Here is a 13,489-nt window from a genome sequence, read left to right on the forward strand (position 1 = left end):
TCCAACTCAGTCAGCGTGCCTAGAGTGCGTTCAGGTCCTGCCACGCGCAGTTCGCGCGATGGCATGTGACCGGAGACAGCCTGCTTCATTCAATCAGGAGAACACACACCATGCGCACTTCATTCAAGCTTCTCGCCGTCGGTTCCCTTGCTGCGCTGGCAGCCGTGGGCGCCGCCACCGCTTCGGCCGAAACCACCGACGGTTCGGACTTCCATCCGCTGCAGATGAATTCGCCGGTGAACCCCGACGTGCAGGCCGGTGCGATGGCTGCCGCGCGTCCGAGCGGCACCGAGCCCGTCGGCCAGTCGACCAGCGCACCCGCGATGAGCTCGACGATGCCGGTGGCCGACATCCAGGCCGGTGCCTATGCCGCCTCGCATCCGACCGGCACCGAGCCGATCGGGCAATCGACTTCGCTGCCGATGGTGAAGTCGGGCAGCGGCAGCTGAGCGCGAGCCCGCATCCTGCTGCGGCGATGACGGCTGCGATCAGTCGTCGTTGCCGTTGGCGAGCAGCGCGCGGTAGATCACCGCGCCGATGATGGCGCCCGCGATGGGCGCCACCCAGAAGAGCCAAAGTTCCGACACCGCATGGGACGGCCCGAAGAGTGCCGGTCCCGTGCTGCGCGCCGGGTTGACCGAGGTGTTGGTCACCGGGATCGAGATCAGGTGGATGAGCGTGAGGCACAGGCCGATCGCAAGCCCCGCGAAGCCGCCGGCCGCGCGTCGGGCGGTAGCGCCGAGGATCACGATGAGGAACACCGCCGTCATCACCACTTCGCACAGCAGCGCGGCCGTGAGGCCGTACTTGCCGGGCGAGTGTTCGCCATAGCCGTTGGTGGCGAAGCCGCCGATGTCGGCGCCCGGCTTGCCGGTGGCGATGAGATAGAGAATGCCCGCCGCCGCGATGGCGCCCAGCACCTGCGCCACGATGTAGCCCGCGAGCTGCGAGGCCTTGAAGCGGCCGGCGGCCGCGAGGCCGATGGACACGGCTGGATTGAAGTGCCCGCCCGAGATCGGGCCCAGTGCATAGGCCCCGGTCACCACCGTGAGGCCGAAGGCGAGCGAGACGCCCAGCAGGCCGATGCCGACATTCGGGAAGGCCGCCGCCAGGACTGCGCTTCCGCAGCCTCCGAGCGTGAGCCAGAAAGTACCAATGAACTCGGCGGACCACTTCTTGTAGGTACTGTGTTCCATGACGCTCCATCCTGAAGTTGATGAGAAAGCGCAGGCCGCCAGGCGATGCGCGGGCGGATTCTAGGAACGCAGGATGAGGGCTTCGAGCAAGTCTTCGGCGCTAACGGAACCTGTTCACGGAACGCGCGGCTTTCGTGCACTGCCGCAACTGCGTTGCATCTGCGGAAGCCGGGATTTCGTGATCTTTTACAGCGTCACGACGATCTTCCCGAACGCGCCGCGCTCCAGGTGGTCGAGCGCATCGGGCAGCGCGTCGAAGCCGTAGCTCGCGGCGATCACCGGCTTGAGCGCATTCGCGTCGACGGCGCGCACCAGGTCCTCGAGCGCGCGCCGGTGGCCCACGCCGATGCCCTGCACCGTGACGCGGCCCAGCACCATCGCGTAGAACGACGCGCTCAGCGTCTCGCCGCCGAGCATGCCGATGATCGACACGCGCCCGCCCTGCTTCACGGCCTGCAATGAGCGGTCGAGGTTCGGCCCGCTCGCGAGTTCGAGCACGTGGTCGGCGCCGCGCCCCTGCGTGAGGCGCCGCACTTCGGCGGGCCAGTCGCCGGCGCGCGCGAGCACGTGCTCGGCGCCGAGCGCGAGGGCCTGTGCGCGCTTGCGGTCGTCGCCACCCGTTACCACGATGGCTCGCGCGCCGTGCAGCCGTGCGATCTGCAGGCCGAAGAGCGCGACGCCGCCGGTGCCGTGGATCAGCACCGTCTCGCCGGCGCGCAGCGCGCCGGTCTCGACCAGCGCGAACCACGCGGTGAGGCCCGCGCAGGGCAGGGTGCTGGCTTCGGCCAGGCTCAGCGTCTCGGGCGCGGCCACCGCCCAGCCGGCATCGAGCAGCACGTGCGAGGCCAGCATGCCGGCGCCGGGCCCGCCCAGCGGCGTGGCGCCGTCGGGCCAGTGGCTGTCGATCCAGCCGCCCCAGAAGGTGCTGACGACGCGGTCGCCAACGGAGAAGCGCGTGGCGCCCGGGCCCACGGCTTCGACGGTGCCGGCCATGTCGGAGCCCGGCACGAAGGGCATGCCGATCGCCATGCCCATGCCGTCGCGGATCATCAGCAGGTCACGGTAGTTGAGCGACACCGCGCCCACCTTCACGAGGATCTGGTTCGCGCCAGGTGCGGGCAGCGGGGCGTCGGCCTGTTCGAGATGGGCACGGCCGAATTCGGGAAGCTGCCAGCGGCGCAGCGAGGGGTTTTCTTGCATTAGTGACTCCAGGGAAAACGGAAGTCTTCATGCTATTGACGATTAAGAATATCCGGTGGTGGATAATTTTCCTATCAATGGCGCCTGAAAGTATCCAATGAGCCAGCGTCTGCAAGGCATCGAAGAGTTCGTCGCGGCGGTGGAAGCCGGCAGCTTCGCGCTGGCCGCCCAGCGGCTGCACGTCACCCGCTCGGCAGTCGCCAAGAGCATCGCGAGGCTCGAATCGCGGCTGGACACGCGGCTCTTCCTGCGCACCACGCGCAGCCAGAGCCTCACCGAGGAAGGCCACGGCTATTACGAGCGCTGCCGCCGCGCGCTCGCCGAGCTCGAAGCGGCCGAGGCGATCGCCGACGTGGCGCGCAGCACCGCCTCGGGCCTCGTGCGGCTGAGCATGCCGGCGATGCTGGGCCGGCTGAAGGTGGGGCCGCTGCTGCTGGCGCTGGCGCGCAGCCATCCGCAGCTGTCGCTGGAGCTGTCGTTCAACGACCGGCGCGTCGATCTGGCCGAGGAGGGGCTCGACCTCGCCATCCGCAGCGGCGAGCTCGCCGACAGCACGGAGCTGGTCGCGCGCCCGGTCGGCATGCAGTGGATGGCGCTGTGCGCCTCGCCGGCCTACCTGGCCGCGCACGGGCATCCAGGCGGCATCGACGAACTGAAGCAACACGGGGCCGTGCTCTACGCGCGCGACGGGCAGGTGTCGTCCTGGCGCTTCCACGACGCCGAGGGCCGCCTCGTCGAGGTGACGCCGCCCTCGCGGCTGCGCTGCGACAGCGCCGAGGTGCTGCTGGAGGCGGCCATCGGCGGCATGGGCCTCGCGCGGCTGCCGGCGTGGCTGGCGGCCGATGCGCTCGCGGCCGGCACGCTGGTGCGCGTGTTCGACGAGCCGCGGCCCTTCGGCTTCGAGCTGAACCTGATCCGCCCGCGCAGCCGCTACCTGCCGCTGAAGACGCGCGTGGTGATCGACTGGCTGGCCGAGCACCTGCCGCCGCTGCTGGCCGCGCGCTGAGAAGCGGCGCTATCCTGCGCCTTCCGACAAAGACGACGAGGAGATCCGCGCATGCGCCCATTCGCCATCCGGCACATCGCCACCGCCGCGGGCATTGCCGCGGCATTTCTTCTGGCCGCGCCGAACGCCGCGGCCCAGGGCACGGTCAACGCGCTGTGCAGCACCGACGCCGGCTGGTGCGAGGCGGCCGCCGCGGCCTTCACGCGCGAGACCGGCATCAAGGTGCAGCAGGCCCACAAGGGCACCGGCGAGATCGGCGCCCAGCTGCGCGCGGAAGCGGCCAACCCCAAGACCGACATCTGGTGGGGCGGCACCGGCGATCCGTTCCTGCAGGCGGCGGAACAGGGGCTGCTGGAGCCCTACCGTCCGGCCTACATCAACGACCTGCACGACTGGGCGGTGCGTCAGTACGCGCTGTCGCAGAACATGGTGGGCGGCTTCTACACCAGCGCCATCGGCTTCGGCTTCAACACCGACGTGCTGAAAAAGAAGAAGCTGCCCGAGCCCAAGTGCTGGGCCGACCTGATCAAGCCCGAGTACAAGGGCGAAATCGAGATCTCGCACCCCGCCACCAGCGGCACGGCCTACACCATCATCGCGGGCCTGGTGCAGCAGATGGGCGAGGACCAGGCCTTCGAATACCTGAAGAAGCTGCACCGCAACGTCACCAGCTACACCCGCAGCGGCCAGGCGCAGGCGCCCAACGTCGCCAAGGGCGAGGTGGCCATCGGCGTGAGCTTCATCTTCGGCTTCGAACGCTGGCGCTACGACAAATTTCCCGTGAAGACCGCCGCTCCCTGCGAAGGCACGGGCTACGAGATCGGCGGCATCGCACTGGTGAAAGGCGCGCGCAACAAGGAGAACGCGAAGCGCTACTACGACTGGCTGATGAGCCCTGCGGGCCAGGCCATCGGCGGCAAGGCGGGCAGCCTGCAGTCGCCTGCCAACAAGACCTTCAAGCCCGACCCGCGCATCCCGTCGATGGCCGACGTGAAGCTCATCAGGTACGACTTCGAGAAGTACGGCAAGGCGGCCGAGCGCAAGCGCCTCATCGACCGCTGGACGAAGGAAGTCGAGTCGTTGCCGAGATAGGGCTCACCCCCAGGCTTCGCGCACTTCGTGTCGCTGCGCCAACCCCCTTCCGGGGGGCAACACCGGCGGCCCGGCCGAGCCGGTTCCGCGGTGTTCCTGGAAAGACGTATCTCCTGGGCAATTGCCTTGGCTGGAATGCCTCAGGGCGAACTGGCGGTGAAGGTGACCTGGCCGGTGTAGGTGCCCGCGGTGCGGCTGGCCAGGTTGGCGTAGGAGAAGGTCCAGGTCGCGGTGCGCTGGGTGACGAGGTTGGCGAAGGCCGTGCCCGCGACGTTCACCGCGGTGCCGGTACCCGTGTTCGGGATCTGCGGCGCGGGGAGGTTGGCGTCGCTGCTGGCGATGGTGATCTCCGAAAGCGGGATCGTGCTGGCGCCGCTCGCCAGCGGCGTGGTCGCGGTGGCCCGCAGCGTGACCTGCCCCGCGTTGCTGCGCACCTCCACCGGCAGCGCGTTGCCCGAAGGCGTGACGCTGAAGGCCGGCGCGGCGCCGCTCCAGTTCACCGACCTGTTGTTGCCTGCGACCGGCGTGGTGGGCACGGGCGGGATCGAGGGCGTGAGCACGAAGCTCACCGTGCTGGGGGTGCCGCCCGGCGTGGGCCAGGCGCCATTGCCGATGCGGAAGAAGATGAACTTGTCGATCGCGATGGTGAAGTCCAGGTTCACGCCGGTGCTCAGCGGTACGGTCGCACTGGGGCCCGCGGTGCTGGACGCGGCCTGCGAGGCGGTCATGCCTGCCCCTAGCGCACCGGCGATCAAGCCCGCCATGGCGAGGGTGCCGGCGCGATGCGTCGAGCGCAGCGTCATTTCAATTCGACGTCCACCTTGAAGCTGCCCTTGTCCCAGTCCAGCCTGCCGCTGGCCTTGACCGGGTAGGCGGGTTGCGGCGCGGGCTGCCCGTTCTCGCCCTTGGGCACCAGTGCGAGGGTGCGCGTCTGGCCCGGCAGGATCGGCGTGCCCTCGGGCACCAGTTCGAACGCGCGGCCCTGGCTGTCGGTGGCGTCCAGGCTGCCCTCGAGGCGGCCGTGGGCGTCGCCGGTGTTGACCACGGTGACCACCGCGCGGCGCGCACCGCCGGCTTCGCCGCTGGCGATCTGCCTGATCTCGAGCCTGGGCTCGGCGCCGTCGAGCATCACGTACACCGCCACCGCGATGCGGCCGGTGACCGGCAGGCTCAGGCTGGCGCCGCCGTTGCGCATCACGGTCTGCTGCGCCGGCTCCGTGCCCTCGATGGCGATCATGAAGCGGCATTCGCCGCGCGGCGCGTCCGCCGGCGGCTCCACCTGGAAGCGGAACGAACGCTTGCTGCGCGCGGGCACCGAGAGGCTGCGCCGCTCCAGCACCACCCACGGCCTGCAGCTGCCGGGCAGCAGCTCGTCGTGATAGCCGATGTTGCCTTCGGCCGAGTAGCTCCAGTCGATGGTGCGCATAGTCACCTCGGTGGCGGCCGAGGCCAGGTTGTGGATGTCGAGCGACTGCCCGAGCCGCGCGCCGGCCTTGCCCGCGAGCTCGAAGCGCGACGGGGTGACGGCCAGCTCGAAGGGCGCGGCCCTCGCCAAGCCGGCAGCCGCGAGCAGCGCGAGGCAGAAGGACAGGAGGAAGGCGGTTGCTTTCATGTCAGTTGTCCATCGCGCCGCGCACCACGCGCAGCCCATGAAACGGACGCAGCCGATGCGCGGGCACCCGTGGAACTGGCTTGGCCAGGCCACGGGGTGCGTCCCCCTCCCGAAGGAGAGGGGGAAGGCGCGAAGCGACTCAGGGGGTGTCTCATGGAATTGTCTCGATCTCGAAGAACGACTCGAAGCTCAGCGCCGAGCCCGACGGCATGCGCAGCTCGCGCGGATCGATGCGCAGGGTCAGCTCGAAGGTCTCGTTGATCCACGGCGACTGGACCACGCCGTTCCACACCTGCACCCGGTCGCCGGGGCGGCCGCTGCCGCTCGCGAAGGCGCCGTTGCCGCGCCACTGCACCAGCATCCCGGCCGGCGAGCGCAGGCCCGCGACCATCGCCGGGATCACGTAGAAGATGCGCGCGCGCCGGCCCACGTGCGCAGCGGTGGCCAGCCGGTATTCGATGCGCCCGAACGGCAGCACCAGCATGTTGCCGTCCATGCCCTGCGCATTGGCGAAATCGGTGCGCACCTGCGCGCGCGGCGAGGCCGAATCGTCCAGCCGCGCGACGGCGGCGGCGGCCGGCGCGCACGGCATGCCGCCAAGCAGCAGCGCGGCGACGGCGGCGAGCCCCGGGTGCAGGCGGCGAAGGATGCGATGGGTCATTCCATCGACGCCGTGAAACGCACGGTGCCCCTGTAGTTGCCGCCCGGGTACACGGTGTTGTTGTCGTAGGAGAACTGCAGCTGCGTGGCCGTGATGTTGTTCGACAGGTAGGTCCAGGTGCCCACGCCAAGCACGCAGGGCAGGCCGAGCGGGCCGACGCAGAAGGTGGCGTTGGCGTTGTAGCTCGCGATCGTCTGGCTGGCGGTGCCGTCGAAGCGGCCGCTCTGGATGTCGCCCGAGGCCGCGCTGCTGTTGTTGGAGGCCACCCAGCTGATGCTGCTGAACGGAATGGCGGTGCTTGCGCAGCCGCCCGACTGGCAGGTCAGGGCCACGGACGAATCGACGCGCAGCGTCACCGGCCGCGCCACGGTGGTGTTGGCCACGGGGCGCACCGGCATCACCCAGACGCTGATGGCGGGCGTGCCGGTCACGGCCGTGGGGGTGAGCCCCGCGTTGGCGCCGGTGACGCTGAAGGCCACGGTGTCGACGGTCGCGCCGGCCGAGCCCACGCGAAGGGTCAGGCTGTAGGTGCTGCCGGTGTCGGTGACCGTGGTGATGACGGCCCGCGCGGGCATGGCGGCGAGCATGGCCGCCGCCGCGGCGATCGCCGTCGCCGCCGCCATCGCCGCATGCGCAGGCATCAGATGCCCTGGGCCGTGTACGTGACGGTGTTCGTGTAGGTGCCCGCCACCCAGCCCGCGGGTGTGCCGCCGAGCGTGTAGGCCCAGGTGCCGGAGGCGACCGCGTTCGAGGTGAAGGAGGTCGAGGCGCAGGCGCCGAGGTTGGCCCCGGGGTGCGGCAGCGTGCCCGTGGTCACGACGGTGAAGTCCGCGTTCGCCGGGCCGCCGGTCGCGGGTGCCCAGGTGCCCATGGCGCAGTTGATGGTGCCGGCGCCCGCGTTGGTCCAGGCGTACACGTTGAGCGTGTTCGTGGTCGACGCGGGCGTGACGGTGGGGGCCGCGCCGTTCCAGTCGACGTTGGTGTTGTTGCCCGTGACCGGCGTGGTGGGCACGGGCGGGATGCTGAGGGTGGAGGCCCATGTCACCGTGTCGACCGTGGTGTTGGTCGAGCCCACGCGCAGCAGGATCAGCTTGGGCACCGTCACGCTCAGGTTCACCCTGGCCTGCGCCGTGATGGTGCCCGTGCCGGAGCCGTACTGGCTCTCGGCGAGGGCGCCGCTGCCGGCCAGCGCGAGGCCGGCCAGGCACAGGGCCGGCAATTTGCGGGAGATGCGTGCTCTGGTCATGGAGTCTCCTTCGGTTGAATGCACGGGGGTGGGGAAAGCGGCAGGTCGGCGCAGCTCATTCGCCCACCTTCACGACGGGGATCGCCGCACTGGCCTGGCCGCGCAGCGGGACGTTCACGCTCGCCCCGGTCTCGCCGGCCGCGCCCCATGGCAGCGGCACGCTCTCGAGCCTGAGGGTCAGCTGATGGCGGCCGGTGGTCACCAGCGGAAATTCGAAGCGGCCGTCGCGGTCGGTGACGGCGCGGTAGCGGTCGTCGAGCAGCACCTCGACTCCAGCGACGCCGCCTTCGCCCGGCTGCTGCTCGCCGTCGCGGTTGGCGTCGTAGAAAACGCGCCCCGACACGCTGCCGCCGCCCGGGCCTTCGGCGCGCACGCCGGCCGCCCGGTAGCCCGTGCCGGCACTGCCTTCCCAGCGCAGGTAGACGTAGGCGGTCTTCTCGTTGCTGCGATAGAGATTGGGCGCCGACCACGAAGTCGGCAGCAGCGAGGCCCGCGCCTGGTTGAAGTTGGCGACGAAGCCCATCTTCCAGCCCGAGCCCAGGTCCTTCTCGGCCGTGAGCGAGCCCGACAGGCCGCGGCTGGTGTAGAGGCCGCCGCTTTGCGATGTGTAGCGCAGGTTGCCGCCCACGTGGAAGCCGCTGTCGATCCAGTAGCGGAACTGCAGGCCCGCCGTCGGGTAGCTGCGCGCGGTGCCGCCGCTGCGGTCGCGCGCATGGCCGATGGTGGTGGTGAGCTCGGGGCGCATCGTCTCGTAGCGCCCGCCGATCCAGTCCTGCTCCCACTGCACCTCCTGGCCGGTGGCGGCGGAATCGCCCAGCACGATCAGCTCGTTGCGCCGCACCGTCAGCGTGAAGCGGCTGCGCGGCCAGTCGAAGAAGCGGGTCTGGTAGAAGGCGCTGCCGTAGAGGCTGCGCCCGTCGCTGCTGCTGCCGCCGGGCGCGCCGCCGAAGGTGCCGGCGAGGCTGTCGTCCGCGCGGCCCTCGTAGCGCGTGCGGTAGGCGCTCAGGCTGCCGCCGATGGAGCTGTAGCGGTCGAAGATGTACTGGAAGTTGCCGCTGGCGCCGAAGCGCCTGTAGCCCGACAGGCGGAAGCTGGCATCGGCTGCCGCGCGCTCGTAGTCCAGGCCGGCGCCCCAGCTCATCCGGCTGGTGTTGCGGTCGACCCGCCAGTAGGCGCCGCGCGTGCCGGTGGCCAGTGCGTAGTCGCCGAAATACAGGTTGGGCCGCGCCGTGTAGGCGCCGAACTCGTGGCGGTACAGGCCGGTGCGCGCGCTCGCCTCGACGAAGAGGCCGTGCGAGCCGCCGGTGGCCACGCCCGGCGTGGGCGAGGCCACGCGGCTGCCCACCAGCGTGGCGCGCGCCCTGAAGTCGCCGTCGCGCACCACCTCGCGGCCCCAGCCGAGCGAGGCGGCCCAGCTCGTGATGTCCTTGCGGCCGTAGCCCTGCGCCGTCAGCGGGTCGTAGTAGTAGGCGGCCACGTTGCGCGCCCGGTCGAGCTGGAACGAGGTGAACCACTGCTCGTCCAGCCGCAGCGTGGCCCCGAGCCAGCCCAGCGTGCCCTGGCTCTTCTCGAAGCCGGGGTACGGCCCGCCCGTGAGGTTGCCGCGCTCGCCGAAGCCGGCGCGCACGTCGAACCCGCTGCCGTAGATGCGCGTGGAGACGCCGCGCACCGTGGTCGAGCCCAGCGAGAGCCTGTAGTTGCGCGACAGGCCGTCGGTCAGCTCGCTGTAGGCGTCGCCCACCGTGGTGTCGGCGAAGATCCGCGTGGTCAGCGGCAGGCCGATGTTGCGCAGCGCGAAGCGGCCGCTGGTGTTCTCGCGCGCGTAGCCCAGCGAGCCGATGCCCAGCCCGCCGGTGGCGTTGTCGCCGCCCAGGTGGCGGCCGTCGGCCTGCAGCACGAACTCGCCGTAGTTGAGCGTCTCGCGGCGGTATTCGAGGCGCTGGCCGAACTCGGTCGCGCGCTGGCGGCCGTAGCCGGTGGTCGTGGCGTCGCCGAAGCCGAGGCGGCTTTCCACCAGCCAGGCGCGAAAGCCCTCCGGCTGCTCGGACTCGGGGGTGGCCTCGGCCGCGGGAGCGTCGGCGTCGGAGCTCATGAAGCGGTCTTCGTAGGCCTTGGGCGCGGATTCGAGGAGCGCCTTCAGCCGCGCCTGCTCCGCCTGGGCGCGGTCGAGGGATTCGATGCGCGCGTCAGCCACGACGTGGGCGGCCGGGGCCGTCGCCTGCGGTTTCTGCTGGGGTTGCGCCTGTGCCTGTGCACAGGACAGGCAGGCGAGGGCTGTCGTGCACTCGAGCCATGCAAGGGCGGCCACCGGGCGCCTCGCGGCTCCGGGCGGGCCGGAAACGGCCCCTGGCGACGTGCAAGTCATCAGAAGTCATCCCTTGTCTCGTTCCCCGGGGCTGCACCCCTGTTCGTGTCACTTCTTGGCAGTCGTCAGGATATTTCAGAACTGTTAACAAGAGTCAATTTTTCGGGCCGCGGAGGGTTTTCCCCACAGGAGAACGTGGGCCTCCGGCCTTCAGGAAAGCCAAAACTGGAACGTTGGATTTCATTTGCTCTTGATGAGAACAAAAGGCGACCCAATTGAAGACGTTGGCGCGGCGGCGCCCTGCGGCGCCGCGCCCGACTTAGAATTTTTCCGGTTTCGACATTTCAATTTCCATGGCTGATTCCTCCAAAACCAAACTTCCGTTCCAGGCCGAAGTCGCACAGCTGCTGCATCTGGTCACCCATGCGCTCTACTCGAACAAGGAGATCTTCCTGCGCGAGCTGATCTCGAACGCATCGGACGCCTGCGACAAGCTGCGCTTCGAGGCCCTCGACCATCCCGAGCTGTACGAAGGCCAGTCCGACCTCGACGTGCGCCTGAGCTTCGACAAGGCCGCGCGCACCATCACCATCACCGACAAGGGCATCGGCCTGTCGCGCCAGGAGGCGATCGACAACCTCGGCACCATCGCCAAGAGCGGCACCAAGGACTTCATGAGCAAGTTGAGCGGCGACCAGAAGGCCGACGCGCAGCTCATCGGCCAGTTCGGCGTGGGCTTCTACTCGGGCTTCATCGTGGCCGACAAGATCACGGTCGAATCGCGCCGCGCGGGCCTTCCGGCCGACCAGGGCGTGCGCTGGGTGAGCGGCGGCGCCGGCGACTTCGAGGTGACCGACATCACGCGCGCCGAGCGCGGCACCAGCATCACGCTGCACCTGCGCGAGGATGCCGACGAGTTCCTCAACGCCTGGAAGCTCAAGCAGATCGTCGGCAAGTACTCCGACCACATCTCCCTGCCCATCCTCATGGAGAAGGAAGAGTGGAAGGACGGCGAGAACGACCAGCCCGGCGACATGGTGAAGACCGGCGAATGGGAGACCGTCAACAAGGCCAACGCCCTGTGGAGCCGACCCAAGAAGGACATCACCCCCGAGCAGTACGAGGAGTTCTACAAGAGCATCAGCCACGACTACGAGGCCCCGCTCGCATGGAGCCACAACCGCGTGGAAGGCAGCACCGAGTACACGCAGCTGCTGTACATCCCGGCCAAGGCGCCCTTCGACCTGTGGAACCGCGACAAGAGCGCGGGCGTGAAGCTCTACGTCAAGCGCGTCTTCATCATGGACGACGCCGATGCGCTGATGCCCAGCTACCTGCGCTTCGTCAAGGGCGTGATCGACTCGGCCGACCTGCCGCTGAACGTGAGCCGCGAGCTGCTGCAGGAAAGCCGCGACGTGAAGGCGATCCGCGAGGGCAGCACCAAGCGCGTGCTCGGCATGCTGGAAGACCTGGCCAAGAAGCAGAAGACCTCGCCCGAGAGCGGCGAGGGCAGGATCGACGTGGGCTCCGGCGAATCGGTGCCGGCCCCCGAGCCGACCGAAGGCGTGACCGACGTGGTCGACAAGAACGCCCCGACCGCCGCCGAGACCGCCGCTGCCGCGGCCGACGAATCGGGCAAGTACGCCAAGTTCTACGCCGAGTTCGGCGCGGTGCTCAAGGAAGGCCTGGGCGAGGACTTCGCCAACCGCGATCGCATCGCCAAGCTGCTGCGCTACGCCTCCACCACCACCGACTCGGTGAGCGTGAGCTTCGCGGACTACAAGGCCCGCATGAAGGAAGGCCAGGACGCCATCTACTACATCACGGCCGACACGCTCGCCGCCGCCAGGAACAGCCCGCAGCTCGAAGTCTTCAAGAAGAAGGGCATCGAGGTGCTGCTGATGACCGACCGCGTGGACGAGTGGGCGCTGAACTACCTCAACGAGTTCGACGGCACGCCGCTGCAGAGCGTGGCCAAGGGCGCGGTCGACCTCGGCAAGCTGCAGGACGAGGCCGAGAAGAAGGCCGCCGAGGAAGCTGCCGAGTCGTTCAAGCCGATGCTCGAGAAGCTCAAGGAAGCGCTCAAGGACAAGGCCGAGGACGTGCGCGTGACCACGCGCCTGGTCGATTCGCCCGCCTGCCTCGTGGTGCAGGACGGCGGCATGAGCACGCAGCTCGCGCGCATGCTCAAGCAGGCCGGCCAGCCCGCGCCCGACCTGAAGCCGGTGCTCGAAGTCAACGCAGAGCATCCGCTGGTGAAGAAGCTCGAGGGCTCCTCGCACTTCGACGACCTGGCCAACATCCTGTTCGACCAGGCCCTGCTGGCCGAAGGCGGCCTGCCGGCGGACCCGGCGGCCTACGTGAGGCGCGTCAACGCGCTGCTGGTGTGAACGGCCGGCCGCGCGTCATCCGGGCAGCGGCCGTCGTTCCGGCGGCGATGCTGCTGCTCCTGGCGGGCGGCTGTTCCCACTACCACGTCGGCATTCCGCTGGTGCCCGGGCTCTCGCTGGGGCTCGGCGCCACGAAAGACGGCAATTTTTCCGTGGGGCTCAATACCGGCTTCGGCCCGCTGGGCGCGGGCGTCGCCGTGAACAACGGCGGGCAGGTGTCGGGCTCGGCCGGCGTGGGCGTCGGCGTGGGGCCGGTGCGCACCGGCGTGAGCAAGGGGGCCGTGCTCTACGACCCCAAGGCCGCACCGGCGGCTCCCGGAACTCCTGCAGCTCCTGGAGCGCCCGTTGCGCCGGCCGCGGCGGCCGGCACTGTGGCTTCGGCTGCGCCAGCCGCTCCTTCACCGGGCGCTTCCCCGGCCGGCACGCCTGTCGCCTCTTCCGCCGCCGCTGCGCCCGCCCCCGTGCAGTACTACTCGACACCCGAGGCTCCCTTCACGCCCGTGGCACCCGTCGTCCCCCCGAAGCCGGTGGCTGCGGCGCCGGCTCCCTCCAGGAGGGCGCCGCTGGTCAAGATCACGCGACCGCCGCCGGAGCCGGCTGCACCCATCGCCCAGGCGGCGCCCGCAGCCGCACCCGCCGTCAACGTCACCTACCGCACGCCGGCCGTGGCCGCCGCCGCGGCAGCGGCCCGCGAGGCCGGCACGCCGGGCAATCCGGTCGCGCCCTGACTTCTTCCTGATCGCCCCGCATCCCCGCTCGGCCCATGTGGCCTCGCGGCATG

General features: G+C 69.9%; 13 protein-coding genes. 5 read left to right on the top strand and 8 right to left on the bottom strand.

The genetic code is table 11. From position 1 onward, the window contains the following. Positions 1–110 precede the first annotated feature (110 nt). Entirely contained in the window at positions 111–449 is a 339-nt protein-coding gene (locus tag G369_RS0129790) for a hypothetical protein (protein WP_019657729.1), read from the top strand. A 39-nt stretch (positions 450–488) separates the two neighbouring features. Here G369_RS0129790 and aqpZ read toward each other — a convergent pair whose 3' ends face one another. Then, entirely contained in the window at positions 489–1,196 is a 708-nt protein-coding gene (gene aqpZ / locus G369_RS0129795; protein WP_019657730.1) for an aquaporin Z, read from the bottom strand. Between the two features lie 186 nt (positions 1,197–1,382). Continuing rightward, positions 1,383–2,396: a zinc-dependent alcohol dehydrogenase family protein gene (locus G369_RS0129800; RefSeq protein WP_019657731.1), complete on the bottom strand. Its 1,014-nt coding sequence runs from the start codon at positions 2,394–2,396 to the stop codon at positions 1,383–1,385. 97 nt (positions 2,397–2,493) lie between these two features. Between G369_RS0129800 and G369_RS0129805 the strand changes: the two genes are divergently transcribed. Both G369_RS0129805 and G369_RS0129810 read left to right on the top strand, forming a co-directional pair. Continuing rightward, positions 2,494–3,402 carry a LysR family transcriptional regulator gene (locus tag G369_RS0129805; protein ID WP_019657732.1) on the top strand — a complete coding sequence of 303 codons (909 nt, stop codon included), beginning with the start codon at positions 2,494–2,496 and terminating at the stop codon, positions 3,400–3,402. A 51-nt stretch (positions 3,403–3,453) separates the two neighbouring features. Continuing rightward, positions 3,454–4,494 carry an ABC transporter substrate-binding protein gene (locus G369_RS0129810; RefSeq protein WP_019657733.1) on the top strand — a complete coding sequence of 347 codons (1,041 nt, stop codon included), beginning with the start codon at positions 3,454–3,456 and terminating at the stop codon, positions 4,492–4,494. A 140-nt stretch (positions 4,495–4,634) separates the two neighbouring features. Here G369_RS0129810 and G369_RS0129815 read toward each other — a convergent pair whose 3' ends face one another. The 6 genes from G369_RS0129815 to G369_RS0129840 all read right to left on the bottom strand — a co-directional run bounded on the left by G369_RS0129815 (position 4,635) and on the right by G369_RS0129840 (position 10,207). After that, positions 4,635–5,297, bottom strand: a complete 663-nt coding sequence (locus G369_RS0129815) for a hypothetical protein (protein WP_019657734.1) — start codon at positions 5,295–5,297, stop codon at positions 4,635–4,637. Further along, positions 5,294–6,106 (bottom strand): COG1470 family protein, encoded by an 813-nt coding sequence (locus tag G369_RS0129820; protein ID WP_019657735.1) that lies wholly within the window; start codon positions 6,104–6,106, stop codon positions 5,294–5,296. The genes G369_RS0129815 and G369_RS0129820 overlap by 4 nt, the downstream gene beginning before the upstream one ends. 151 nt (positions 6,107–6,257) lie before the next feature. After that, complete coding sequence (locus tag G369_RS0129825) at positions 6,258–6,767, bottom strand: hypothetical protein (RefSeq protein ID WP_019657736.1); 510 nt, start codon at positions 6,765–6,767, stop codon at positions 6,258–6,260. After that, positions 6,764–7,408 (bottom strand): hypothetical protein, encoded by a 645-nt coding sequence (locus G369_RS0129830; RefSeq protein WP_019657737.1) that lies wholly within the window; start codon positions 7,406–7,408, stop codon positions 6,764–6,766. The genes G369_RS0129825 and G369_RS0129830 overlap by 4 nt, the downstream gene beginning before the upstream one ends. Next, positions 7,408–8,013 carry a hypothetical protein gene (locus G369_RS0129835; protein WP_019657738.1) on the bottom strand — a complete coding sequence of 202 codons (606 nt, stop codon included), beginning with the start codon at positions 8,011–8,013 and terminating at the stop codon, positions 7,408–7,410. Before G369_RS0129835 ends, G369_RS0129830 begins: the two co-directional genes overlap by 1 nt. A gap of 55 nt (positions 8,014–8,068) precedes the next feature. Then, positions 8,069–10,207 carry an SdrD B-like domain-containing protein gene (locus G369_RS0129840; RefSeq protein ID WP_244164401.1) on the bottom strand — a complete coding sequence of 713 codons (2,139 nt, stop codon included), beginning with the start codon at positions 10,205–10,207 and terminating at the stop codon, positions 8,069–8,071. Between the two features lie 464 nt (positions 10,208–10,671). Here G369_RS0129840 and htpG point away from each other — a divergent pair, with 464 nt between their 5' ends. Together htpG and G369_RS0129850 are read left to right on the top strand one after the other, a co-directional pair. After that, positions 10,672–12,708, top strand: coding sequence for a molecular chaperone HtpG (gene htpG / locus G369_RS0129845; protein WP_019657739.1), 2,037 nt, complete (start codon positions 10,672–10,674; stop codon positions 12,706–12,708). Beyond that, entirely contained in the window at positions 12,705–13,436 is a 732-nt protein-coding gene (locus G369_RS0129850; protein ID WP_020723356.1) for a hypothetical protein, read from the top strand. The genes htpG and G369_RS0129850 overlap by 4 nt, the downstream gene beginning before the upstream one ends. Positions 13,437–13,489 lie beyond the last annotated feature (53 nt).

The sequence above is a fragment of the Variovorax atrisoli 110B genome, assembly GCF_000382045.1.
GTDB lineage: Bacteria > Pseudomonadota > Gammaproteobacteria > Burkholderiales > Burkholderiaceae_C > Variovorax > Variovorax atrisoli.

Excerpts from the sequence above, each read along its gene's own strand:
- G369_RS0129790 (WP_019657729.1), top strand. The coding sequence starts at position 111 with ATGCGCACTTCATTCAAGCTTCTCGCCGTCGGTTCCCTTGCTGCGCTG.
- aqpZ (WP_019657730.1), bottom strand. The coding sequence starts at position 1,196 with ATGGAACACAGTACCTACAAGAAGTGGTCCGCCGAGTTCATTGGTACT.
- G369_RS0129800 (WP_019657731.1), bottom strand. The coding sequence starts at position 2,396 with ATGCAAGAAAACCCCTCGCTGCGCCGCTGGCAGCTTCCCGAATTCGGC.
- G369_RS0129805 (WP_019657732.1), top strand. The coding sequence starts at position 2,494 with ATGAGCCAGCGTCTGCAAGGCATCGAAGAGTTCGTCGCGGCGGTGGAA.
- G369_RS0129810 (WP_019657733.1), top strand. The coding sequence starts at position 3,454 with ATGCGCCCATTCGCCATCCGGCACATCGCCACCGCCGCGGGCATTGCC.
- G369_RS0129815 (WP_019657734.1), bottom strand. The coding sequence starts at position 5,297 with ATGACGCTGCGCTCGACGCATCGCGCCGGCACCCTCGCCATGGCGGGC.
- G369_RS0129820 (WP_019657735.1), bottom strand. The coding sequence starts at position 6,106 with ATGAAAGCAACCGCCTTCCTCCTGTCCTTCTGCCTCGCGCTGCTCGCG.
- G369_RS0129825 (WP_019657736.1), bottom strand. The coding sequence starts at position 6,767 with ATGACCCATCGCATCCTTCGCCGCCTGCACCCGGGGCTCGCCGCCGTC.
- G369_RS0129830 (WP_019657737.1), bottom strand. The coding sequence starts at position 7,408 with ATGCCTGCGCATGCGGCGATGGCGGCGGCGACGGCGATCGCCGCGGCG.
- G369_RS0129835 (WP_019657738.1), bottom strand. The coding sequence starts at position 8,013 with ATGACCAGAGCACGCATCTCCCGCAAATTGCCGGCCCTGTGCCTGGCC.
- htpG (WP_019657739.1), top strand. The coding sequence starts at position 10,672 with ATGGCTGATTCCTCCAAAACCAAACTTCCGTTCCAGGCCGAAGTCGCA.